The 20,603-nt window shown below is 47.0% G+C and carries 22 protein-coding genes and 1 riboswitch; of the genes, 3 read left to right on the top strand and 19 right to left on the bottom strand.

Going from position 1 to position 20,603, the window contains the following annotated elements:
- Positions 1–264: 264 nt before the first annotated feature.
- The 3 genes from BMZ06_RS18465 to BMZ06_RS18455 are packed head-to-tail and all read right to left on the bottom strand — an operon-like array spanning position 265 to position 3,419.
- Complete coding sequence (locus tag BMZ06_RS18465; RefSeq protein WP_014641879.1) at positions 265–567, bottom strand: YerC/YecD family TrpR-related protein; 303 nt, start codon at positions 565–567, stop codon at positions 265–267.
- 20 nt (positions 568–587) lie between these two features.
- Positions 588–1,634, bottom strand: coding sequence for a DUF3048 domain-containing protein (locus BMZ06_RS18460; RefSeq protein ID WP_089754386.1), 1,047 nt, complete (start codon positions 1,632–1,634; stop codon positions 588–590).
- A 39-nt stretch (positions 1,635–1,673) separates the two neighbouring features.
- Positions 1,674–3,419, bottom strand: a complete 1,746-nt coding sequence (locus tag BMZ06_RS18455; protein ID WP_089754384.1) for an adenine deaminase C-terminal domain-containing protein — start codon at positions 3,417–3,419, stop codon at positions 1,674–1,676.
- Positions 3,420–3,494: 75 nt separating this feature from the next.
- On the opposite strand from BMZ06_RS18455, the gene BMZ06_RS18450 reads away from it, so the two are divergent.
- Both BMZ06_RS18450 and BMZ06_RS21305 read left to right on the top strand, forming a co-directional pair.
- On the top strand, positions 3,495–3,746 hold the full coding sequence (locus tag BMZ06_RS18450; RefSeq protein ID WP_089754382.1) for a YgaP family membrane protein: 252 nt from the start codon (positions 3,495–3,497) through the stop codon (positions 3,744–3,746).
- Between the two features lie 68 nt (positions 3,747–3,814).
- Positions 3,815–3,928 carry an EYxxD motif small membrane protein gene (locus BMZ06_RS21305; protein WP_425431796.1) on the top strand — a complete coding sequence of 38 codons (114 nt, stop codon included), beginning with the start codon at positions 3,815–3,817 and terminating at the stop codon, positions 3,926–3,928.
- On the opposite strand, the gene purD is transcribed toward BMZ06_RS21305, so the two are convergent.
- The 14 genes from purD to BMZ06_RS18380 all read right to left on the bottom strand — a co-directional run bounded on the left by purD (position 3,902) and on the right by BMZ06_RS18380 (position 17,619).
- The gene (gene purD, locus BMZ06_RS18445) at positions 3,902–5,167 is read right to left on the bottom strand and encodes a phosphoribosylamine--glycine ligase (protein WP_089754380.1); all 1,266 of its coding nucleotides are present in this window, start codon (positions 5,165–5,167) and stop codon (positions 3,902–3,904) included. The two genes, BMZ06_RS21305 and purD, sit on opposite strands and share 27 nt — an antisense overlap.
- A gap of 18 nt (positions 5,168–5,185) precedes the next feature.
- Entirely contained in the window at positions 5,186–6,715 is a 1,530-nt protein-coding gene (gene purH, locus BMZ06_RS18440) for a bifunctional phosphoribosylaminoimidazolecarboxamide formyltransferase/IMP cyclohydrolase (RefSeq protein WP_089754378.1), read from the bottom strand.
- Positions 6,712–7,290, bottom strand: coding sequence for a phosphoribosylglycinamide formyltransferase (gene purN / locus BMZ06_RS18435; protein ID WP_089754377.1), 579 nt, complete (start codon positions 7,288–7,290; stop codon positions 6,712–6,714). Before purN ends, purH begins: the two co-directional genes overlap by 4 nt.
- Positions 7,287–8,309, bottom strand: coding sequence for a phosphoribosylformylglycinamidine cyclo-ligase (gene purM / locus BMZ06_RS18430; RefSeq protein WP_089754375.1), 1,023 nt, complete (start codon positions 8,307–8,309; stop codon positions 7,287–7,289). Before purM ends, purN begins: the two co-directional genes overlap by 4 nt.
- 18 nt (positions 8,310–8,327) lie before the next feature.
- Positions 8,328–9,740: an amidophosphoribosyltransferase gene (purF, locus tag BMZ06_RS18425; RefSeq protein WP_089754389.1), complete on the bottom strand. Its 1,413-nt coding sequence runs from the start codon at positions 9,738–9,740 to the stop codon at positions 8,328–8,330.
- Complete coding sequence (purL, locus tag BMZ06_RS18420) at positions 9,716–11,944, bottom strand: phosphoribosylformylglycinamidine synthase subunit PurL (protein WP_089754372.1); 2,229 nt, start codon at positions 11,942–11,944, stop codon at positions 9,716–9,718. The genes purF and purL overlap by 25 nt, the downstream gene beginning before the upstream one ends.
- A complete protein-coding gene (purQ, locus tag BMZ06_RS18415) occupies positions 11,928–12,611 on the bottom strand; it encodes a phosphoribosylformylglycinamidine synthase subunit PurQ (RefSeq protein ID WP_089754370.1) in 684 nt (227 codons plus the stop codon). Before purQ ends, purL begins: the two co-directional genes overlap by 17 nt.
- A complete protein-coding gene (gene purS / locus BMZ06_RS18410) occupies positions 12,612–12,857 on the bottom strand; it encodes a phosphoribosylformylglycinamidine synthase subunit PurS (RefSeq protein WP_089754368.1) in 246 nt (81 codons plus the stop codon).
- Positions 12,845–13,567, bottom strand: a complete 723-nt coding sequence (gene purC / locus BMZ06_RS18405) for a phosphoribosylaminoimidazolesuccinocarboxamide synthase (protein ID WP_089754366.1) — start codon at positions 13,565–13,567, stop codon at positions 12,845–12,847. Before purC ends, purS begins: the two co-directional genes overlap by 13 nt.
- Before the next feature lie 110 nt (positions 13,568–13,677).
- Positions 13,678–14,970, bottom strand: coding sequence for an adenylosuccinate lyase (gene purB / locus BMZ06_RS18400; RefSeq protein ID WP_089754363.1), 1,293 nt, complete (start codon positions 14,968–14,970; stop codon positions 13,678–13,680).
- A gap of 18 nt (positions 14,971–14,988) precedes the next feature.
- Positions 14,989–16,116: a 5-(carboxyamino)imidazole ribonucleotide synthase gene (gene purK, locus BMZ06_RS18395; protein ID WP_089754361.1), complete on the bottom strand. Its 1,128-nt coding sequence runs from the start codon at positions 16,114–16,116 to the stop codon at positions 14,989–14,991.
- A complete protein-coding gene (purE, locus tag BMZ06_RS18390; protein ID WP_089754388.1) occupies positions 16,106–16,597 on the bottom strand; it encodes a 5-(carboxyamino)imidazole ribonucleotide mutase in 492 nt (163 codons plus the stop codon). Before purE ends, purK begins: the two co-directional genes overlap by 11 nt.
- A 95-nt stretch (positions 16,598–16,692) precedes the next feature.
- Positions 16,693–16,793, bottom strand: a riboswitch (purine riboswitch).
- Between the two features lie 84 nt (positions 16,794–16,877).
- Positions 16,878–17,078, bottom strand: coding sequence for an NETI motif-containing protein (locus tag BMZ06_RS18385; RefSeq protein ID WP_089754359.1), 201 nt, complete (start codon positions 17,076–17,078; stop codon positions 16,878–16,880).
- Entirely contained in the window at positions 17,047–17,619 is a 573-nt protein-coding gene (locus BMZ06_RS18380; RefSeq protein ID WP_089754357.1) for a DUF2179 domain-containing protein, read from the bottom strand. Before BMZ06_RS18380 ends, BMZ06_RS18385 begins: the two co-directional genes overlap by 32 nt.
- Before the next feature lie 142 nt (positions 17,620–17,761).
- Here BMZ06_RS18380 and BMZ06_RS18375 point away from each other — a divergent pair, with 142 nt between their 5' ends.
- On the top strand, positions 17,762–18,187 hold the full coding sequence (locus tag BMZ06_RS18375) for an Hsp20/alpha crystallin family protein (RefSeq protein WP_089754355.1): 426 nt from the start codon (positions 17,762–17,764) through the stop codon (positions 18,185–18,187).
- 673 nt (positions 18,188–18,860) lie between these two features.
- Here BMZ06_RS18375 and BMZ06_RS18370 read toward each other — a convergent pair.
- On the bottom strand, positions 18,861–20,195 hold the full coding sequence (locus BMZ06_RS18370) for an NCS2 family permease (protein WP_089754352.1): 1,335 nt from the start codon (positions 20,193–20,195) through the stop codon (positions 18,861–18,863).
- Positions 20,196–20,341: 146 nt separating this feature from the next.
- Positions 20,342–20,603, bottom strand: a 262-nt coding sequence (locus BMZ06_RS18365; protein ID WP_342709139.1) for a group II intron maturase-specific domain-containing protein, incomplete at its 5' end; no start/stop codon positions are given.

The following is a 20,603-nucleotide window of genomic DNA, read 5'->3' as shown; positions in this document are numbered from 1 at the left end:
AAGGGGCGGAAGGGAACGGCGAAGACTCCTGCGGGATGAACATGATCGGTGAGATCCCGCAGGGCTGTTAAGCCCGAGGAAGCTCAGCACATGCCCGCGGAAAGCGAGTCGTTCCCTGGAGCCCTCTTTCTCCACCCAATATCTCGAAACTGAGTCTTACAGATAACGGCCCTTTAGCTGGATAACCTGGTTATGAAAATAGACCAAGTTATCATACAAAAAAACAGCCCAACTTAGTACACGAATTGGACTGCTCCTGCTGATTTATTCCGTTTTCTTCTCCTGAACACGATCAAGCGCCTGGGTATAGGCGTCATTTCCATAGTTCAAACAGCGCTTCACACGTGAAATGGTCGCTGTGGACGCACCTGTTTCCGTTTCAATCTTATGATACGTATATCCATCTCTAAGCATACGAGCAACTTCCAGGCGCTGAGCCAGGGATTGAACTTCATTCATCGTCGCCAGGTCATCAAAAAACTCGTAACATTCTTCCACATTCTGCAGAGAAAGAATCGCTTCGAACAATTGATCCAGCGTCTTCCCGCGTAGTTTATCAATCTGCATGGGTCAAGATTCCTCCTTGGTTACTTTCTATATGTGGTTTCTATTCTTGCTTGCTCCGGGATTATATTCACCCAGGTTTTGCCCGGGGTGAAGCGAATGGGACGTCCATCTCGATAAGGAAGGATCCGTCCGTTCACGTTTTTCCATTCTGCCTCTATTATTTTCCCTTTTCGTAGTAGATACCCGTTTCCGCCGGAATTTAAATCTATTGCCCGCCGGCCTTGTGAATCTATAATGGTATGTCTTGTTTCAACAATCCAAACGTTATCCATTACTAACCGCTCGCCGTTCTCGTGATCGACTGATGGCTTTCCGTCGCTGGAACGATCGAAATTTCCTTCTGCCTCACGAACTGAATAAGTCACGGTTTCTTCGGGGCGCTCGGAGTAAACAACTTTCACTTTATCGATGGGCGTACCTTCCGCGCTTGCCCCGTTTTCTTTTTCAAAAGGTAACGCCTCGATGCTATCCGGGTTTGTGTATCCCTTTTCTTTCATAAACCGCTCCATACCCTGCGTCAGCAAATAGGAATTATGGGGAGCTTTTCTCTCAGTGGACCGTTCAAACAGCCAGCCGTTGTTATCATAACCTGCTGCATCCAGGTAAGGAATACCGCTTTCAGCGACGTGACGGTTGATCGCTTTAGAAGCTCCGTGGTACACATACAGTGCCTCGAATCCAGAAGCCAACTCATTAAAATAAGGTCTGGCGCTTCTCACTGGTCCTATTGTATCAGGTAGTTGACTATGAAATAAAGCTAAAAAGCGGGTGATCTGACCTTCCGCCAACACTTCAAAGACGATATCTGCCTGGCTTAAGCCGGATTGAGGTCGGGCTTTAGTATGATTATTAATCATCACAGAAACCACACGATGATCCGCCCTGCCTGTCGAAGGTTTTCCGGTTAATGGAAAAACATCCTCATCATTTTCAAGCGCCTCGTATTCTGTAGACACTCCATCAGGGGCTTCTGGTGACGGGGCCGGCCCCTGAGGAGATCCGCCCGTACAGGCCTGCAGAGACATCAGCACACAACCAAACAGCAGCATCCAGATTAACCTTCTCATCTCGCACTTCCCTCATCATTTTTTTCATGTCATTCTATACTATCTCATGATGGAAGGATAGAGTACTTCTTTCTTTTTCACATCCATGATGCCAAGCGGTGTGATTCGTATATAGGGTAAATGCATGGAAGATAAGAAAAGCAGCGTGTACACAGGATCGGAAAATGAAAAACCGTACTCCTTCAAATACTCTTTCAGTTTGCTTTCTTCCTGCATTAAATCCTCAAGCGGCAGATCAGACATGATCCCGCCAAGCGGAAGAGGCAATTCAAAGACAACCTTCCCTTGATCAACGAGAACGATTCCACCGCCGATTTCTTTCATTCTGGCAAACGCTTTTTCAATATCCGAACGCGATTTTCCAATCAGGATTAGATCACCCGTGTTGGAGTAAGAGCTTGCAAGAGCACCAAGGGAATCCGTGAACCCTTTGAGCAGGGTGTTAACGGTCCATTCACCCTCCCGATCCATGAGCATGAGAAAGGCTTCATCTGTATCGTCTGGAAGTTGTGACACCGATGCATCAATATCAACTGCATAAGGTTTCATTATAACGTCATTAATCATCTTCATTCCAATCGGCATGGAGAACTGCATATCCTGCTCGCTCACTTCCCAGTCAAGATTTAAATGATCAATGCCGTTCTTCTTCCACTGAATGGAGTTCTCCGGTTTGATGTCTTCTCCATCGCGCTTGACCCACTTCCCTTTAGCGATAACTGAATGCGGTGTCGGATCCTTGGGGTCTGTTAAAAAGTTCAAGTGAGCTACGCGTCCTGGATTAATGCTTCCTATCCGATTTTCAATATTAAAGTGACGTGCCGGCTGATAAGTGGCCATCATATAAGCATCAATGACGGGGACGCCTGCCTCTATCGCAAGTCGTATGCACATATTGATCAGTCCTTCACGATAAAAACCAGGCGTTGACCCATCGGTTGTGTACATCAGGTGATCATAGTGCGTAAGATTTTTTTCCTTCAGACCTTTAAAAATCTGCGGAAGATCCGGCCGTATGGAGGAATAGCGGATTCCTGTCTGATAACCTATTGAAAGCCGTTTAATCACGTCATCGGCCGTCATGGATTCGTGTTCTGAATCCATGCCTAAGAGACGCATTTTCACAAGCGTTTTTTCACTGGCTCCAGGTAAGTGGGCCTCAAGCGGCTTGCGGGCGCGTTTCGTCTCCTGCATCCAGTGCAGGATTTGTTCGTCCCCATTATACAAGACATCCGTCCAGGCCGTGAGTTCCCCGCCCTGAATGACAGCATCGTGCTCAATCCAGGAAACAACTTGTTCATCAAAGGCTTCACGTTCTTCGTCTCTTAAGACAGACTGAGGATCAAAACGAGCCCACCAGTACATCGTTGCCGGTAAATCCATGAATTCTTCAAGCAGCGAAAACGCTTTCTCTTTTTTTGTTAAAAAAAGCCACATGAGATTATCATTAATTAATGATGTGGTACCTGTACGCGCTGCATATTCCGCTAAGCTTCGGGGATTATATAATTGAAAAGGATGGGCGTGGGGTTCAATATACCCAGGGACAATGTAACTGTCCTTTCCATCAATGATTTCTGTTCCTTCTAGATTGGCAGGAAGCTCCGAACCGGTATAAATGATGCGGTCTTCATACAACCATATATGTCCAGTCATCCATTGTTTTAAATATACGTTTAAATAAGTGGTATGTTTAATTAATTTGGTTGGCGCATGCGTACCATCCATAACGCTTGCGTGTTCACGCAGCTGCCGGTTACGCCAACGGAATCGTGTTTCATTCATGGAGCGTCCTCCTATCGAATCAATATGTACTATGGTAACACAGGAAGTCTCTAAGTGGTAAGGAGGAAGCCGACCATGAAGCCAAATATTGGCATCATCAATTCAATGGTTCGTATAACAGCTGGATTAAGCATGCTGACATTACTAACCATTCGAGCGAATAAAACAAACGAAGTCCATCCTATGCTTGTTGTGCTGGCATCAATGAAAGTAGCTGAAGGTATTGTCCGCTACTGCCCGTTAACCGCAGCTTTTGAAGAAATGTCTGAGGAAACGGACGGAATTGAACAAGGATGGCAGCAGAATTTAAACAAGTTCAGCAGTTAATGTGTAAGGAATCGGGTTGATCCCGAAATAAACAAAGGACGGGGCACTCCCCGTCCTTCTTATAAAGGATGAAATACATGGACTTTATGGAATATTTAACAGACGTCGGATTCGTTGTCATCACAATCATCGGTTCGATCGCCGCCCTATTTTATTTAGGTGTCCGTCGAAGAAATCGATGAGTGTCCGATGTCACGGCGATAGAAAAAGTCAGAGAACCCTTCAAAACAGTTCAAATAATTATAAACGCCATCCAGTGCCCGGGCCAGATTCTTATCTTTAGCACCTGCAAGCAGGACACGCCCGCCGCTGGATACATAGCCTTCCTCGTCTTTTTCCGTACCAGCGTGAACCGTAAACGCCTGATCGTGTGCTTTTAATACAGGTAACGGCCGTCCTTTCTCATATCCCCCCGGATATCCGCTCGAAGCGACGACCACCCCTGCACAAACCTCTTTCGACCAGGTAAGTTCAGGATCCTTGCCTTCCAGAACATCCAGCATCACCTGCACAAGATCATTTTCAAGAAGCGGCAGAACGACCTGTGTCTCAGGATCTCCAAAACGCGCGTTAAACTCAATCACCTTAGGCCCCTCCGAACTTTCAATTAGACCGGCATATAAAATCCCGGTAAAGGAACGACCCTCTTTGACAAGAGCCCGCGCCGCAGGCTCCAGAATGGAAGAAACCGCCGTCTGATACGCTCCTTCTTCTAATTCAGGTACCGGAGCATAAGCCCCCATTCCGCCTGTATTCGGCCCTTGATCACCATCAAATGCCCGCTTGTGATCTCTTGCAGGAATCATTGGGTACACATTTTCACCCTGGACGAAAGCCATTAAGGAAAACTCTTTCCCCTGCAAAAATTCCTCTACGACAATCTCTTCGCTGGCTTCGCCAAACCGGCCGTCAAGCATCTCTTCTACCGCTTCGATCGCCTGCTCTTCCGTTTCTGCAACGACGACCCCTTTGCCGGCAGCGAGACCATCTGCTTTTACGACGATCGGGGCGCCTTTTTCTTTAATATACGCAACAGCAGGCTCAGCCTCCGTGAAGGCCTGATAGGAAGCGGTAGGAATCTCATACTGCTCCATAATCTGTTTCGCGAAATGTTTGCTTCCTTCAATCAGCGCGGCTTGTTGATTAGGTCCAAAAACCTTTAAGCCTGCTTCCTGAAAGGCATCGACGACACCCTCAAGCAGCGGATTTTCAGGACCGACCACAGTCAGGGCAACTTCGTTTTCTTTAGCAAAACGCACGAGCTCCTCCTGATCGGTTTCCGGTATCGCTACACGCTCAGCCAATTCTTCCATACCAGCATTTCCAGGCACGGCATAAAGCATCGTTGCCTGTTCACTTTCGGCAAACTTCTGAATTAGACTGTGTTCTCTTCCACCGCGTCCGATGACCATGATTTTCATGCCTGTCCACCTCTTCCTCTAATGTTTGAAATGACGCATTCTAGTAAATACCATGGCGATGCCGTGCTTATCACAAGCATCAATCGAATCCTGGTCCCGCTTCGAACCACCCGGCTGGATGATCGCTGTAACACCGGCTTCAGCTGCTGCTTCGACCGTATCCGGCATCGGGAAGAAGGCATCAGAAGCCATAATGCTTCCTTTTGCTTGCTCATCCGCCTGCTCCAGAGCAATTTTCGCAGCACCGACACGGTTCATTTGACCCGCACCGACACCCAGTGTACGGTCGCCTTTAGCAATAACAATCGCGTTCGATTTCACATGTTTCACTACTTTCCAGCCCAGCTTCAAATCATGAAGCTCCTGATCGGTCGGCTTCCGGCTGGTCGCTACTTCAAGCTCTGTTACATCGACAGAACCTTCATCGGTATCCTGGACGAGCAGACCTCCGCTTACACTTGTCAGCTTGTGCGTCTGCTGCTTTGCCTTTTTCATTTCAACGGTAAGCAGGCGCAGGTTTTTCTTTTTCGTCAGAACATCCAGAGCTTCCTGACTAAAGGAAGGCGCAATGATGATTTCGAGGAAGATCTCTTTTAACTTAGCGGCTGTTGCTTCATCCACTTCCCGGTTCAAAGCTACAATACCACCGAAAATAGAGACGGGATCTCCTTCGTAGGCTTTAACGTATGCCTCGTATATGTTTTCCCCAACCCCTACACCGCACGGGTTCATATGTTTCACAGCAACCGCTGCCGGCTGTTCAAATTCGAGGACCACTTCAAGCGCTGCATTAGCATCCTGAATATTGTTATAGGATAACTCTTTGCCGTTCAGCTGTTCGGCCTGCGCAAGGGAGGCACCTTCATAATTCGCTTTTTTATAAAAGCTTGCGGATTGATGAGGGTTCTCTCCATATCGTAAGGATTGAACTTTTTCATACGTAGCTGTGTACGTTTCCGGGTAAGCTTCTTCTGTCTTAGTGGTAAAATATTCCGCAATCATTGCATCGTAGTTCGCCGTATGGCGGAAAACCTTCGCCGCAAGAGTCCGTCGTTTTTCAAAGGTCAGTTCGTCTTTTAACCCGGCGATCACTTCATCATAGTCAGCCGGATCCACGACAACCGCTACATCTTCAAAACTCTTCGCCGCTGCCCGCAGCATCGTCGGTCCGCCGATATCTACATTTTCGATAGCGTCCGCTTCTGTTACTCCAGGCTTTGCGATTGTGTCTTTAAATGGATATAAATTAACGGCCACCAGATCAATCGTCTGAATATCCAATTCCTCCAGCTGCTGCATATGGTCTTCATTGCCTCGCTTGGCTAAAAGACCGCCATGTACGGCCGGGTGAAGAGTTTTGACACGCCCATCCATAATTTCTGGGAAATCGGTAATTTCAGAAATTGACAGCACCGGGATACCTGCTTCTTCGATCGTTCGCTTCGTCCCGCCGGTCGAGATTAGTTCATAGTCTAATTCATGTAATTGTTTCGCAAATTCTGTTAATCCTTGTTTATTGGATACGCTGAGTAAGGCGCGTTTCTTCATTTCGATTCCTCCTTGACCAGTAAAGACTGAATAACTTCCGGGTACAACCGGTGTTCAACCGCCTGAATTTTTCGTTTCACATCTTCTTCCGTATCGCCATCATGGATGCGGATAGCTTCTTGATCGATAATCGGTCCGGTGTCCATGCCGTCATCAACAAAATGCACCGTCACACCGGTAACTTTTACTTTTTTATCAAATGCCTGACCAATTGCATCTTTACCTGGAAAGGCCGGCAGCAGAGAGGGATGAATGTTTACGATTCGGTTCTGATAAGGCTTAAGCAGCGTTGGCCCCAGCAGCCTCATGTATCCAGCCAGCACGATGTAATCGATATTTCTTGAGCGGCAGTCTTCGAGAAGAGCTGCTTCGTAGGCCGCTTTATTTTCATACACTTTGGGCGTAAAAACGACGGTATCAATATCATGACGCTGGGCTTTTTCAATCACTGGAGCCCCGACACGATCACAGATCAAAAGAGAAATGTTCGCTTCAAGATCTCCTCTTTCAACGGCTTGAACGATGGCATCGAAATTCGAGCCTGCGCCTGAGGCAAAAATCGCTATATTTCTCATAACCAGTGAATTCCTTCCTCATCTGTAACCTGCCCGATAACCACTGGTTTCTCCCCGGATTCCTGTAAAGCAGCAAGCGCCGCTTCCTTATCTGCTTTCGATACAACCGCAACCATTCCGATACCCATGTTAAACACACCGAACATGTCCTCTTCGGATAGGTTTCCGTAATGCTGCAAGAAAGGAAAAATGGAAGGAGCCGACCAGCTTGTCCGGTCTACCTGAGCCCCGAGCCCTTCTGGCAGCGCGCGTGGAATATTTTCATAAAAACCGCCGCCGGTAATGTGAGCAAGGCCCTTAATGGTGACGTCCTTCTTCAACTGCTGAAGTGCCGGGACGTAAATTCGCGTCGGAGTGAGAAGCTCCTCTCCAAGCGGGCACTCGAATTCAGGATACACTTCGTCCAGATGAAGCTTGCTTGATTCGATAATTTTTCGCACAAGGGAAAAACCGTTGGAGTGCACACCTGATGACGAAAGACCAATCAGCACGTCACCTGCTTGAATTGATTCTCCGGTCACCAGCTGTTTCTTATCGGCCATACCTACGACAAAACCGGCCAAGTCATATTCTTCAAGCTCATACATTCCTGGCATTTCGGCTGTTTCTCCGCCGATAAGAGCCGCTCCCGACTGTTCACAGCCATCCGCAATTCCTTTGACGATCTGTTCGATACGCGCCGGGTCATTTTTTCCACAGGCAATGTAATCCAAGAATAAAAGGGGGTCTGCTCCCTGTGCTGCAATATCGTTCACACACATCGCAACGACATCCACCCCGATCGTATCATGTTTATTCATTTCAAAGGCGAGTTTCAGCTTCGTGCCTACGCCATCCGTACCAGTGACGAGAACCGGCTGCTCATAATTCATTTCACTAATATCGAACAGACCGGCAAAAGCGCCAAGGCCTCCCATCACTTCTTTACGCATCGTTCGCTGCACATGTTTTTTCATGCGCTCAACGGATTCATAACCAGCTTCCACGTCTACACCGGCCTGTTTATACGATTCACTCATCGAGGTTCCCCCATTTCTCTACAGCTTTTCATATGGATGTGCGGTATTTGGATAAATCTCTGTCGGATAATTGCCCGTGAAGCAGGCCATGCATCCTCCGTGTTCGATCGATTCCTCTCCTTGATAGATCGCTTCGTTCAGACCATCTGGACTTAGGAAAGTCAGACTATCGGCGCCAATCTGCTCTTCAATTTCTTCCACCGAGCGGTCAGAGGCAATCAGTTCCCCACTGTTCGCTGTATCAATGCCATAATAGCACGGGTTTTTAATGGGAGGAGAAGCGATGCGCACATGAACCTCACTAGCTCCCGCTTCCTTGAGCATTTGGACAATGCGCCGGCTGGTTGTTCCACGAACGATCGAGTCATCGACCATAACCACTCGTTTTCCTTCGACAATACCTCGGACAGCTGATAGCTTCATTTTTACCCCTTGCTCCCGGAGTTCCTGAGAAGGCTGGATAAACGTACGGCCAACGTAACGATTCTTAATGAGCCCCAGCTCATAAGGAATTCCTGATTCCTCCGCATAGCCTATAGCCGCTGAGATACTTGAATCCGGTACACCAGTTACTACATCTGCTTCCACTGGTGCTTCTTTAGCGAGTGCTTTACCCATTCGCTTCCGGGACGCGTGCACATTTTTTCCGTCAAGGTTGCTGTCAGGTCTTGAAAAGTAGACATATTCCATCGAGCAAAGTGTTCGCTGAATCGGGGAAGCGTATCGTTTCGCTTCTACTCCCTCATTCGAGATGACTACAAGTTCGCCAGGTTTCACTTCGCGTTCGTGTGTCGCCCCGATCACATCGAATCCGCAAGTTTCAGAAGAAACCACCCAGGCGTCACCCATTTGCCCAAGACTGATCGGGCGGAGCCCCCGCGGATCATTTGCAACAAACATTTGATTTTCCGTCATTAATAAGAACGCATAAGCTCCCTTGATCATGGATAAAGCCTCCATAATGGCTTCATCAAGAGGGAGATGGCGTGCTCGTTTAATTAAGTGGGCCACCACCTCTGTGTCAGAGGTCGTTGTGAGAATACTTCCCTGTCCTTCAAGCTGACTTTTCAGTGCCTGAGCGTTGACCAAATTACCGTTATGAGCAAGAGCAAGACTGTCCGTCTGAGACCGGAAGAGCAGCGGCTGAATATTTTCGTAGCCGCCGTCGCCTGCTGTCGCATAACGAACGTGTCCAGCAGAGGCATGACCTTTTAATTCCTGGAGCTGGTTCTGGGAGAAAACCTCGTTGATCAACCCGTGTCCTTTATGGAGCTTCATTTGTTTCCCGTCTGTTGTGACAATCCCTGCACCTTCCTGACCACGGTGCTGCAAAGCATGCAGCCCATAATACGTCAGTTGAGCAGAATCAGGATGCCCCCACACGCCGAAAATACCACATTCTTCGTTTAAACCTTTGATTTCACCAGGCATGGGATCGCTCCTTTCCACGTTTGTTTAAGCTTCGTTGTCTGATCTTCCAAAATGACTTGATCGTTCGACAGGATGCGATACACCCCGTCTCCTTTAACATTTCCAATAACACGGCCTTCAGGGATCAATTTTTCAAAAGCTTCCCGATCTTCCGGCTTGACCGACAGAAGGAAACGGGATTGGGTTTCTGAGAATAAAGCGGTAGTCGGGTCACCGTCAATGGTCACCTCACAGCCTAATTCCTGCTCAAATAGGCTCTCAGCCAGAGCGACTCCGAGTCCACCTTCTGCAAGATCGTGGGCCGACTGAACGAGACCGGATCGAATCGCTGTCAGCACCTGATTCTGACGCTGCGCTTCTATTTGTAAATCAATGGCCGGAGCCGGTCCGAAGTGACGGTCTTCCAGCAGTCCCTGAAGCTCACTTCCACCGAATTCAGCTTTCGTTTCTCCAATGATATAGATTAAATCACCGGCTTGTTTCATATGGGAAGTGGTAATCTGTTCGGTGTGCTCAATTAACCCCACCATTCCAACAACGGGAGTAGGGTAAACGGCCTGCCCTCCAAATGATTCATTATATAAGGAAACATTGCCGCTGATGACTGGTGTACCCAGTTCATTGCAGGCAGCGCTCATCCCGTCCACACTTTTTTCCATTTGCCAGAAAATTTCCGGATTTTCCGGAGATCCGAAGTTCAAACCGTCCGTCAGTCCAAGCGGTCGTCCGCCGGAGCAGACAATATTTCGGGCTGCTTCCGCAACAGCAATTTTGCCTCCGACTTCCGGGTCCACATAGATATAACGGGAGTTACAGTCGGTCGTCATCGCAAGAGCTTTATCCGTGCCTCGAACCCGTAACACAGCTGCATCTGACCCTGGAGATACGACGGTGTTCGTCTGGACCATCGAATCATACTGATCATACACCCATTCTTTACTGGCAATGGTCGGCTGACGAAGGAGGTTATGAAGTGTATATTGATAATCTGTAACAGTAGGTACATAAGGTTCCATGGCCTGGAAGTCGTTATAGTAAGCCGGAATCGCAGATGGCTGATGATAGACTGGAGCGTCCTCCGCCAGGCTGTCCACCGGTACATCCGCCACCATCTCTCCTTGATGTTCCAGACGGAAGCGCTTCGTATCCGTAACTTCTCCTACTGCCACAGCTTCCAGATCATATTTACGGAATACTTGTGCTATTTCTTCTTCGCGTCCTTTTTCCACAACAAGCAGCATGCGTTCCTGAGACTCAGACAACATCATTTCATAAGGTGTCATGTCGAGTTCGCGTTGAGGGATTAAATCAAGATTCATCGTCATACCTGTCCCTGCTTTACTGGCCATTTCGCTGGCTGAGGAAGTGAGACCGGCAGCGCCCATATCCTGAATACCTACAAGTGCTTCGTGCTGAATGACATCCAGACAAGCTTCAATAAGGAGTTTTTCCATGAATGGGTCACCGACCTGCACCGAAGGACGCTTCTCTTCTGATTCTTCGGAGAGCTCTTCGGAGGCAAATGTTGCTCCGTGAATACCATCACGACCTGTTTTAGCTCCAACGTACATAACTGTATTGCCGATCCCGGCCGCAATTCCTTTTTGAATATCCTTGTGCTCGATCAACCCGACACACATGGCGTTGACCAGCGGGTTGCCGTTGTAGGCATTATCGAACTGAACCTCTCCGCCTACTGTCGGGACGCCGACACAGTTGCCGTAGCCTGCGATGCCGCGGACTACTTCTTCGAACAAATACTTAACACGAGGCTGTTTCAGCGATCCAAATCGAAGGGAATTGAGTAAAGCAATCGGGCGTGCACCCATGGAGAAGACGTCTCTTAAAATACCGCCCACACCTGTCGCTGCTCCCTGGTAAGGCTCTACAGCAGATGGGTGATTATGACTTTCAATTTTGAAAACAACCGCCTGGTCATCGCCAATATCGATGATGCCGGCTCCCTCTCCTGGCCCTTGAAGGACTTGCGGCCCTTCTGTTGGAAATTTCCTTAGAAGCGGTTTGGAGTTTTTATAACTGCAATGTTCCGACCACATAACAGAGAATAGACCGGTTTCTGTATAATTCGGACGACGGCCTAGAATATCTTTAATAGACGCATACTCTTCGTCCCTTAGTCCCATTTCACTGTAAAGCTTTTGCTGTTCGATCTGCTCCGGGCTGATTTCAAGCTTTGATGGCATGGTTATTCCTCCAATGTGTCAAAATAGACTGGAACAAACGCAGTCCGTCTTCATTTCCAACGAGAGCTTCCACCGCTCGTTCCGGGTGAGGCATCATGCCAAGCACATTACCTGCTTTGTTCGTAATCCCGGCGATATCACCTACAGAACCGTTAGGATTGTTCTCATAGGTAAAAGCAATTTGGCGATTATCTTTCAGCTCCTGATAAGTGGCTTCATCACAATAATAGTTTCCATCACCATGGGCGATTGGAATGCTGATTTTTTCCTGCGGTTCATAATCACGGGTGAACATGGTTTCTGCATTCTCGACCTTCAATGTTTCGAAGTGGCACATGAACTTCAGATGCTTATTGGATAACATAGCTCCCGGCAAAAGACCCATTTCAAGCAGAATCTGAAATCCGTTACAGACACCAAGTACTGGTTTGCCCGCTTCCGCTGCTTCACGGATCTGACTGATCACATTAGAAGTAGAAGCGATAGCTCCTGAGCGCAAATAATCTCCATAAGAGAATCCGCCTGGTAGAAGAACGGCATCATACGAACTCAAATCTGCTTCCTGGTACCAGACGAGATCTGCTTCTTCTCCAAGGGCGTCTTTGACAGCGAAGTACATATCACGATCACAATTGGAGCCTGGAAATACGACGACAGCAAATCTCACTTAGACAACCTCCTCGATCGTGTAGGTGTAATTTTCAATGACTGGGTTCGCAAGCAATTGATCGCACATCTTATCTACCTGCTCTTCAATGTCGTTCGTGTCTTCCATCATAACTTCCATATACTTGCCGACACGTACCTCGCTGACGTTTTTATATTCAAGAGAATGAAGGGAGTTCTGTACCGCTTTACCCTGGGGATCAAGAACCCCTTCTTTTAATGTGATGTAGATCTTTACTTTGCGCATGTGTTTTCCTCCAGTCGTTGTAATATTAGTTCGTACGTCTCGATCAGGTTTCCAATACCCTCGCGGAAGACATCCTTGTCCAGTTTCTGTCCGCTCTCTAAATCCCAAAGACGGCATGTGTCTGGTGAAATTTCGTCCGCCAGTACAATCGTTCCGTCCTTTAGGCGTCCGAATTCCAGTTTGAAATCAACAAGCTGCAGTCCAGCCTCTTTAAATAGTTCGATTAAATGTTCATTGATGGTAAGGGCCATTTCTTTGATGCGGGTTAATTCCTGTTCGCTGACATCTGTCAGGTGATAAGCATGAACGTCGTTAATGATCGGATCATCCAGTTCATCTTTTTTATAAAATATTTCGACAATGGGCGGGGTGAAGGTTGTTTTTTCTTCGATACCGAGCCTGCGTGTAATGCTGCCTGCAGCGACATTACGTACAACCACTTCCAGAGGAATAATGGTTGTTTTTTCAACTAATTGTTCTGTATCGTTCAACGCTTCAATAAAGTGGGATGGAATGTGATGCAGTTTTAAATAATCAAATACTCGGGAGGTAATCAAATTGTTCAGCCGGCCTTTGCCTTCAAATTGATCTTTTTTCTTGCCGTTAAAGGCGGTGGCGTCGTTCTTATAAGATAAAATCAAACGTTCCGGCTGATCCGTCACGTGATAAACTTTCTTGGCTTTTCCTTCATATAACAGCGAACCCTTCATCAATATGACACCTCACTTGAATAGTATTAGATGGATGTGGAGATTTGGTAATTTATGTATGACCTGGTCTGTAAATGAATGGAGGACCAGGTCATACAGTTATTGGTAATTTACAGGCCGATGCGGCTGAAGATGCGATCGACGTTTTTCAGGTGGTGCTTGTAATCGAAGCAGGCGTCCAGCTGTTCCTCGGACAATGTCGCTTTGATCTGCTCATCCGCTTCTACCAGTTCACGGAATGGAATACCACGTTCCCAAGCCTCCATGGCTTTAGGCTGAACCAGATCATATGCTTCTTCTCGGACCATGCCTTCATCAATTAGCGTCAGCAGAACTCTTTGAGAGAAGATCAATCCGTAGGTCTTCTCCATGTTCTCCTGCATACGTTCCGGGAAGACCGTCAAATTCTTAACGATCGAAGCGAATCGGTTCAGCATGTAGTTGATAGCAATTGTTGCATCCGGTAGAATCACGCGCTCTGCTGAGGAATGAGAGATATCCCGCTCATGCCATAGAGGCACATTTTCAAAAGCGGTCAGCATTTCTCCGCGTAGTACACGGGCCATGCCGGTCATATTCTCAGACCCGATCGGGTTACGTTTATGCGGCATTGCTGATGAACCTTTTTGGCCTTTCGCGAAGAATTCTTCTACTTCCCTCGTTTCTGTCTTTTGCAGGCCGCGGATTTCCACAGCAATTTTCTCAATGGACGTCGCAATTAAAGCTAATGTAGAGACGTAATGAGCATGACGGTCGCGCTGAAGCGTCTGTGTGGATACCGGCGCCGGTTCTATGCCAAGCTTTTCACATACATATTCTTCAACAAAAGGATCAATGTTCGCATATGTTCCAACGGCTCCGGACAGCTTCCCTACTTCAATGTGCTTAATTGCTAGATCCAGGCGTTCGAGATTACGCTTCATTTCTTCATAATAAAGAGCCAGCTTCAATCCGAATGTTGTAGGTTCAGCGTGCACTCCGTGCGTACGCCCCATCATCACTGTGTGCTTATGTTCGCGTGCTTTTTCTCCTAAAATATCGATAAAGTTTACTAGATCTTTACGGATAATAGCGTTCGCCTGCTTTAACTGATAGGAAAGCGCTGTGTCCACGACATCTGTAGAGGTAAGGCCGTAATGCACCCATTTCCTCTCTTCACCTACTGTTTCGGAAACGGCGCGGGTAAAGGCTACAACATCATGACGAGTTTCTGCTTCAATTTCATGAATACGCTCCACATCAAAAGAAGCTTTCTCTCTCAATTTCTTGACGTCATTCTTTGGAATATTTCCAAGTTCACTCCATGCTTCACAAGCCAGCAATTCTACCTCAAGCCAGGCTGCGTAACGGTTCTCTTCTGTCCAGATAGCCCCCATTTCAGGCCTTGTATATCGTTCAATCATCGTCTTCCTCCTCGGTCTCTACCATAAATGTATTTGATTTTCTTGTATTCTTTCGTCAATCTCTTCCAAGCTCGTCCCTACGAAAGTCAGATGACCCATCTTTCGATTCGTGCGGGCATCTTTCTTTCCATAATCATGAAAATGAACACCCCGGTAGTATTCCAGCTTATCAATTAGTATCTGCCGGTGTTTGCCCAGAACATTCACCATAACTGCTGATGGAAAAGAATGAACCGGCAGCAGCGGAAGTCCGCAAATCGCCCGGACATGCTGTTCAAACTGGGAAACGTTGCAGGCTTCGATGGTAAAATGACCAGAGTTATGCGGCCGCGGGGCCATTTCATTAATATAAATATCTTCCCCGCTCACGAACATTTCGACAGCAAATGTGCCAACAATTCCCATCTGCTCCGACAGGCGTTTCACCGCTTCTTGCACTTTATCCACCAGGGTTTCGCCCAATTCCGCCGGCACTCTCGATTCATGTAAAATATGATTCTTATGAATATTTTCAGGGATAGGGAAGTACGTAATCTCACCATCAGCTGCACGCGTAAACACTTGTGAGATTTCCATATCAAATTCGACCCACTGTTCCACGATATACGCGCTTCCTTCTTTTATAAATTGACGCGCCTTTGCGGCTTCATCTTCGTGTTCGATCTTCAACTGACCTTTTCCGTCATATCCACCGCTGGTTGTTTTAATGACCGCCGGATATCCGATCTTATCCAGAGCCACCAGAAACTGATCGTAACTATCGATAATTTCGTAAAAAGGAACCGACAGACCAGCTGCTACCGCTTCCTGCTTTTCCTTGGAGCGATTCTGGGTCACTTCCAAAGAGTAAGCACCTTGAGGTAATTTTCCGTTACTTTCAAACAGACGGGCTACTTCAAGATCTACGTTTTCGAATTCATACGTAATGACATCGCTCCGCTCACTTAGCTGCTCAGCGGCTTCCATATCATCATAAGCACCCACGATGTGCTCATCAGCCACCTGAGCGCAGGGACAGTCTTCAGCAGGATCAAGAACGGCAATCCGGTAGCCCATATGTTTCGCAGCTACGCCCATCATTCTTCCGAGCTGACCTCCACCTAGAATACCGATCGTTTGACCTGGTCTAATTACATTAGAATCCATTTAAATCGCTCCTCATATCTTCGACCTTATCTTTCATTTGCTTGCGGTACACATCCAGACGCCCCGCTGTATCCGTATCAAAAGCTCCGATCATTTCCGCCGCAAGAATCCCTGCATTTTTAGCTCCGGCCTTTCCAATGGCCACCGTCGCAACAGGCACGCCGCCTGGCATTTGCACAATAGACAACAGCGAGTCGAGTCCCTGAAGAGATTTCGATTCTACCGGAACTCCGATGACCGGGAGCGTGGTTTTAGCAGCCACCATTCCTGGCAAGTGAGCCGCTCCGCCAGCTCCCGCAATAATGACTTTCAATCCTTTTTCCCTCGCCTGTTCCGCATAGGTAAACATATCCTCCGGGGTGCGATGGGCAGAAATGATTTCTTTTTCATACGAGATTTGTAACTCATCTAATACATCACAGGCATTCTTCATCGTCTCCCAATCGGAGATACTACCCATGATAACACCTACTTCAGCCATGTTTATCCCTTCTTTCATTAAAAAAAGCCTGCTCAAACTCCCTCAAATCATGAGAGGAGTTGAACAGGCATACGTGTCGACTGTTGATTGATATAGAATGCTCGGACTCCCCTCATAGTCCGGGAATTCATGGTTCCCAGGTAGAGACGAACGGGCCGTATTCCCGTCCTATATGAGGTTCCTTTTATGCAATTTCTGCTTCCATCATATCAATAGCCGCAAAGAAATGTCAACGTAAATAACGAACATTAAAAAAATAAAAACAGATGATCGTTCGGGTTTATTCCTTTACCGCATGAAAAACAATGCGTTTACTCACAGGTTCCATGACTTTCTCACCATTTTTAGTCTCTTCACGAAATATCGGTTCTTCCGCCCGGCGCACAGGAAAATAACCTTCCTTCTTCATACGATCCAGGCACTGGCCAATCGTTTCATGTTCTTGTACTTCAAAGCGCTTCTTGTTGTTGTTTTTCGGCATCTTCGCGGATCTTTCCTTTCTTAACGGATTTAACCCAGAATCCGCCATGAATCTGCTTAGGTTCATAAGCTATGATAAATGCTTTAGGATCAATCGTGCGAATGGTCTCATACAAAGCGAGCTCATATTTTCGTGGAGTTAAGATCTGCATCGCCAAACGATCGCCTTCCATCCCGTAAGCATACCAGCTCGTAACTCCGTATCCTTTCTCACGGAGTCTGCGGGTAAAATCAATATCCGGGTCTGAAGAAATAACGTTAACCGTAATATACCCTAAAGCAAGCTTCTCTTCAATCTTCATCCCCACGATGACACCAAGACCGTACCCGATGGCGTAAGCAATAACATTTTCAATTTGACCCAAACGCTCAAGTACAATCCCAAGACCATATATATAGGTAACAATCTCAAACATACTGAGAAAAGCTGCCGTATAACGTCGGCCTTTTAACGTAAAAATCATACGCATTGTTAAAAACGATACATAAACAATGTTGACAACTAAAATAATTCCAATCAGCAATAACGGATTTTCAAGCATCAAGCACCCTCCTACCTCTGCCCCTCTTACTATTCAAGATATTCACCCATGGGCTGTTTCTTGCATACACTATAAACTATGAGAAGTCTGTGACACAATCTTTTTCCATCGCAATTACTGACAAATTATGGAGGGTGATGACGTGAATCAATTTAAAGACTGGAAATCCAATTTAGACCGCTTTTTCGGTAATGAATTCTGGGGCGACTTCGAGGGTATGATGAAGCCTTCCATTCCTTATATCAATATGTATCAATATGATAATGAACTTTTATGCTACGTGAGTGTTCCAGGAATGACCCACCCGAAAAATGTAGAAGTACTCGTCGATCACACCACCCTTACGATAAAAGGAAAAATTGAAATCAACCATCGCGGCGGTCACCAGCTTATGTCTGAAATTGCGGATGGAACTTTCGAGCGGAGTATCGACCTGCCTTTTCCTGTACGAGGTGACAAAATGGAAGCCACCTATAAGCACGGCCTGCTCGTCATCCAGCTCTATCGACACGTTACGGACCAGACACGCCAGAAACCCCTCAGCATCCGCCACCTGGAAGATGAATAAACACGGCAGTCACCACGACTGCCGTGTTTTTTATAAGAGACTAATTACGCCTATAGGAACGAATAGTGGAATAACCAGTTTCAAGTTAACTTGGGCCCGTTGCTAATATAGAGAGGGGTTGGCTACGGAAACAACTCGCTTTCCTGCGGGGGAACTGGCAAGCCTCCTCAGTCGCTAACGCTCCTTGTGGGGTCTAGCCTAGCTCCTTCTCCCGCGGGAGTCTCGTCGTTTCCTTCGCCACCCTATGATGGAAGAGTGAACGGACCCTTCTATAGGAGAATTCAGCATCCTGAATCAACCTTTAATGCTTCTATAGCAAGATTCATCCAGGTGGACAAGCTCGTTCTTAAAGAAGTCTTCACCATCAACCAGAGTGTTTCAAACATGATTTCGAGCTCCCTATTTTAGCAGGGTCCGGAGGGGGACGATGTAGACTCCTGTGGGATAAAAATGACAGGGGAGACCCCGGAAGGCGAAGCCTGAGAAGGCTTACCACAGAAGAGGTTCGACTAAAAACGCCACCTCGTGTGGCAACGTCGAACGACCCTGCGTCGTGCAGGGCCGGAAAGCGAAATCATCCCCCGTAGGACCTTCCTCGTATACCAATATCTCGAAATCAAGTCTTACGCCAATCGGGAGCTTTTTTGAAATAATCTAAACTAAGCTATCTCTATTAAGCTAAGAAGACAAAGTAAAGAACAAAGATGACGAACAGGAAGTACATAATTGGGTGAATTTCTTTGGAACGTCCTTTTAACAGCATCGTAATCGGATAAAAGATGAATCCGATTGCGATTCCCGTAGCAATGCTGTACGTAAGCGGCATAGCGGCAATCGTAAAGAAGGCCGGAACACCAATTTCAAATTGATCCCAGTCGATATTTTTCAAAGTGGATGCCATCAACACACCGACAATAATCAAGGCTGGTGCAGTGACTTCTGCAGTTACGACTGATAAAAGAGGTGAAAAGAATAACGCCAGTAAGAAAAAGGCGGCTGTAACGACAGAGGTAAAGCCTGTCCGACCCCCGGCTCCTACACCTGCCGTAGATTCGATGTAAGACGTAGTCGTTGATGTACCTACAACGGATCCTACAACTGTCGCTGCTGAATCCGCAAACAGCGCACGTCCGGCCCGTGGCAATTTATTATCCTTCATGAAACCTGCCTGTGTGGCTACCGCTACAAGCGTTCCCGCCGTATCGAAAAAGTCAACAAATAGGAAAGTTAGAATAACGACCAGCATTTCAATTGTAAAGATATCACCAAAGTGGGTTAATGCCGCCCCAAAAGTTGGCGCCACGCTTGGTGCGGAACCTACGACGTCATTGACTGCGGTAGGCGGTGCAATCAGACCTGCCACCATGCCGGCAATCGAAGTCAGCACCATCCCGTAGAAAATACCGCCTTTAATACCTAGAGAAAGGAATACGACCGATACAATAATCCCAAAAATCGCAAGCATTGTTGGTCCAGCCGTTAAATCTCCAAGCTGTACGAGTGTTGCATCACTGTTCTGAACGATACCCGCGTTTTGAAACCCGATAAAAGCAATAAACAAACCAATCCCAGCTCCGACGGCGAGTTTCAAGTTCCCAGGTATTGCATCAATGATCATTTGGCGCAGGCCGGTTACCGTTAATACAATAAAAATAAGTCCGGATGCTAATACACCTGCCAGTGCCGTTTCCCACGGAATACCATATCCAAGAACTACTGTATAAGCAAAGAATGCATTCAATCCCATACCAGGTGCAAGGGCAATTGGATATTTAGCAAAAACACCCATAATTAATGTACCAACAGCAGCAGCAATCGCCGTCGCTGTAAATACAGCCCCTTTATCAATACGTGTTACTCCTTCAGGAAGCTGCTCAATCCCATCAAGAGCAAGCGTAGACGGATTAACGAACAGAATGTAGGCCATCGCTAGAAATGTTGTAAGCCCCGCCATGAATTCCGTACGGTAGTTCGTGCCCAACTCCTTAAACTTAAAAAATTTACTCATTCTTATTTCCTCCCTCACAGTCACCAGCCGCTTCATTCGGAGAATTATCTCTATGTTAAAACCCAAATCGAGTAGGAGGAGGTGACTAACCTCCGTCCTCTCACACCACCGTACGTACGGTTCCGTATACGGCGGTTTCATAAAATTCAACGTGCATTCAATGATTTCAAACCCATACGTTGCCAATAATGGTCATTGAGTGTGCGATGGAGAATTGGGCTACTGGCTATACGCCAGTAGCCTTTTCTTGTATTTCCCCATTCGAAGGCTTTCGCCTTTGTCACTCCCAATGCTATTAAATTATTCACTTTTGTCTTAGGCAATTTCCATTCTTTCCATCGAATCATCCGGAGCCTTCTCCTCAACCATTCCATCATTCTTTTGAAGATCGATGGCGTTTCCGCCAGG

It is taken from the genome of Halobacillus alkaliphilus (assembly GCF_900113125.1).
GTDB classification, from domain to species: domain Bacteria; phylum Bacillota; class Bacilli; order Bacillales; family Halobacillaceae; genus Halobacillus; species Halobacillus alkaliphilus.
This window is presented reverse-complemented; position numbering and strand designations above follow the sequence as displayed.

Excerpts from the sequence above, each read along its gene's own strand:
- purB (WP_089754363.1), bottom strand. The coding sequence starts at position 14,970 with ATGATTGAACGATATACAAGGCCTGAAATGGGGGCTATCTGGACAGAA.
- purF (WP_089754389.1), bottom strand. The coding sequence starts at position 9,740 with ATGCCTGGTGAAATCAAAGGTTTAAACGAAGAATGTGGTATTTTCGGC.
- purK (WP_089754361.1), bottom strand. The coding sequence starts at position 16,116 with ATGGATTCTAATGTAATTAGACCAGGTCAAACGATCGGTATTCTAGGT.
- BMZ06_RS18460 (WP_089754386.1), bottom strand. The coding sequence starts at position 1,634 with ATGAGAAGGTTAATCTGGATGCTGCTGTTTGGTTGTGTGCTGATGTCT.
- BMZ06_RS18385 (WP_089754359.1), bottom strand. The coding sequence starts at position 17,078 with ATGCCGAAAAACAACAACAAGAAGCGCTTTGAAGTACAAGAACATGAA.
- purS (WP_089754368.1), bottom strand. The coding sequence starts at position 12,857 with ATGCGCAAAGTAAAGATCTACATCACATTAAAAGAAGGGGTTCTTGAT.
- BMZ06_RS18465 (WP_014641879.1), bottom strand. The coding sequence starts at position 567 with ATGCAGATTGATAAACTACGCGGGAAGACGCTGGATCAATTGTTCGAA.
- purL (WP_089754372.1), bottom strand. The coding sequence starts at position 11,944 with ATGCCATCAAAGCTTGAAATCAGCCCGGAGCAGATCGAACAGCAAAAG.
- purE (WP_089754388.1), bottom strand. The coding sequence starts at position 16,597 with ATGGCTGAAGTAGGTGTTATCATGGGTAGTATCTCCGATTGGGAGACG.
- purH (WP_089754378.1), bottom strand. The coding sequence starts at position 6,715 with ATGAAGAAACGCGCCTTACTCAGCGTATCCAATAAACAAGGATTAACA.
- BMZ06_RS18455 (WP_089754384.1), bottom strand. The coding sequence starts at position 3,419 with ATGAATGAAACACGATTCCGTTGGCGTAACCGGCAGCTGCGTGAACAC.
- BMZ06_RS18450 (WP_089754382.1), top strand. The coding sequence starts at position 3,495 with ATGAAGCCAAATATTGGCATCATCAATTCAATGGTTCGTATAACAGCT.
- purC (WP_089754366.1), bottom strand. The coding sequence starts at position 13,567 with ATGAAGGGTTCGCTGTTATATGAAGGAAAAGCCAAGAAAGTTTATCAC.
- purD (WP_089754380.1), bottom strand. The coding sequence starts at position 5,167 with ATGAAAATCATGGTCATCGGACGCGGTGGAAGAGAACACAGTCTAATT.
- BMZ06_RS21305 (WP_425431796.1), top strand. The coding sequence starts at position 3,815 with ATGAAATACATGGACTTTATGGAATATTTAACAGACGTCGGATTCGTT.
- purN (WP_089754377.1), bottom strand. The coding sequence starts at position 7,290 with ATGAGAAATATAGCGATTTTTGCCTCAGGCGCAGGCTCGAATTTCGAT.
- BMZ06_RS18380 (WP_089754357.1), bottom strand. The coding sequence starts at position 17,619 with ATGCTTGAAAATCCGTTATTGCTGATTGGAATTATTTTAGTTGTCAAC.
- BMZ06_RS18370 (WP_089754352.1), bottom strand. The coding sequence starts at position 20,195 with ATGAGTAAATTTTTTAAGTTTAAGGAGTTGGGCACGAACTACCGTACG.
- purM (WP_089754375.1), bottom strand. The coding sequence starts at position 8,309 with ATGAGTGAATCGTATAAACAGGCCGGTGTAGACGTGGAAGCTGGTTAT.